The 2,052-nt window shown below is 60.0% G+C and carries 2 protein-coding genes and 1 pseudogene; all 3 read left to right on the top strand.

Features of this window, described 5'->3' with window-relative positions; genetic code table 11:
• Positions 1 to 92: 92 nt before the first annotated feature.
• A complete protein-coding gene (locus ACIOZM_RS31775) occupies positions 93 to 851 on the top strand; it encodes a ParA family protein (RefSeq protein WP_401221631.1) in 759 nt (252 codons plus the stop codon).
• Positions 852 to 860: 9 nt separating this feature from the next.
• Positions 861 to 1,733: a ParB/RepB/Spo0J family partition protein gene (locus ACIOZM_RS31780; RefSeq protein ID WP_401221634.1), complete on the top strand. Its 873-nt coding sequence runs from the start codon at positions 861 to 863 to the stop codon at positions 1,731 to 1,733.
• A gap of 148 nt (positions 1,734 to 1,881) precedes the next feature.
• Positions 1,882 to 2,052: pseudogene (locus ACIOZM_RS31785) on the top strand (F0F1 ATP synthase subunit I); the annotation flags it as partial.

A 2,052-nucleotide genomic window follows, 5' to 3' on the forward strand; every position in this document is an offset into this window, starting at 1 on the left:
CTCCCCACCCCACTACCCACACCCCCTCGTCTTTTTTCCGACCCACCCCCCCCCCCCCACCCCCCCCCCCCCCCCCCCCCCAAAAGGGTGGTGTGGGCAAGACCACCACCTGCATCAACCTCGCAGCATCCCTGGTCGCGACCAAGCGCCGGGTGCTGTTGATCGATCTCGATCCACAGGGCAACGCCACCATGGGTAGCGGTGTGGATAAACACGGCCTGGAAAACTCGGTCTACGATTTGCTGATCGGTGAATGCGATCTGGCTCAGGCCATGCACTACTCCGAACACGGTGGTTATCAACTGCTGCCGGCCAACCGCGACCTGACTGCCGCCGAAGTGGTTCTGCTGGAAATGCAGATGAAGGAAAGCCGTCTGCGCAGCGCGCTGGCGCCGATCCGTGAAAACTACGATTACATTCTGATCGACTGCCCGCCGTCGCTGTCGATGCTCACGCTGAACGCACTGGTTGCCGCCGACGGGGTAATTATCCCCATGCAGTGCGAATACTTTGCGCTCGAAGGTTTGAGCGACCTTGTGGATAACATCAAGCGCATCGCTGAACTGCTGAACCCGAACCTCAAGGTCGAAGGCCTGCTGCGGACGATGTACGACCCGCGCCTGAGCCTGATGAACGACGTTTCGGCGCAGCTCAAGGAACACTTCGGCGAGCAGCTGTACGACACGGTGATCCCGCGCAACATCCGCCTGGCCGAAGCCCCGAGTTACGGCATGCCGGCTCTGGCCTACGACAAGCAATCACGCGGCGCGCTGGCCTACCTGGCCCTGGCGGGCGAGATGGTTCGCCGTCAGCGTAAAAATTCACGCATCGCCGCCGCTCAGGCAACTTAAGGAATCCCCATGGCCGTCAAGAAACGAGGTCTCGGACGTGGACTGGATGCACTGCTGAGCGGTCCGACTGTCAGCTCTCTGGAAGAGCAGGCAGTGCAGGCCGATCAGCGCGAGTTGCAGCACCTGCCGCTGGACCTGATCCAGCGCGGCAAATATCAGCCGCGCCGGGACATGGACCCGCAGGCGCTGGAAGAACTGGCGAATTCGATCAAGGCGCAAGGCGTCATGCAGCCGATTGTGGTCCGCCCAATCGGCGCTGGTCGTTTTGAAATCATCGCTGGTGAACGCCGCTGGCGTGCGAGCCAGCAGGCTGGCCAGGAAACTATCCCGGCGATGGTTCGCGATGTGCCGGATGAAACCGCCATCGCCATGGCGCTGATCGAGAACATCCAGCGCGAAGACCTGAACCCGATCGAAGAAGCGATTGCCCTGCAACGCTTGCAGCAGGAATTCCAGCTGACCCAGCAACAGGTCGCCGAGGCTGTGGGCAAGTCCCGCGTCACCGTCGCCAACCTGTTGCGCTTGATTGCATTGCCTGAAGTGATCAAGACCATGCTGTCCCACGGTGATCTGGAAATGGGTCATGCCCGTGCATTGCTCGGTCTGCCGGAGAATCAGCAGGTGGAAGGGGCGCGACATGTTGTCGCACGCGGCCTGACTGTGCGCCAAACCGAGGCACTGGTTCGCCAGTGGTTGAGTGGTAAACCGGAGCCTGTGGAAGCAGCAAAACCAGACCCGGATATCGCCCGCCTCGAACAGCGCCTGGCCGAGCGCCTAGGCTCTGCGGTGCAGATTCGCCACGGCAAGAAGGGAAAAGGTCAGTTGGTGATCGGTTACAACTCCCTCGATGAGCTTCAGGGTGTGCTCGCGCACATCCGCTGAAACATTTCCTCATGTAGCGCGCAGTCGGAAATCACTACCTGACAGTTGAATAGGGGCAGATCCGCCCCTATACTCTGCGCGCATTTTGTCGGCACAAATTATGCCAAGTTATTGAATTCTGGCAGCCGACCATTGGAGAGCAATAGTGATGGAAACCCGCAAGCCAAACCGCCTGCCGTTCCATCGCATGGCAGTTTTTCCGGTGTTGATGGCTCAGTTTGTCGTTTTGCTCATTGCTGCTTTGGCGCTTTGGCAATGGCACGGAGTCGTAGCCGGATACTCGGGACTTTGCGGAGGCCTGATAGCCTTGCTGCCCAAT

The organism is Pseudomonas sp. NPDC087346 (assembly GCF_044744235.1).
In the GTDB taxonomy this organism is placed as follows: Bacteria; Pseudomonadota; Gammaproteobacteria; order Pseudomonadales; family Pseudomonadaceae; genus Aquipseudomonas.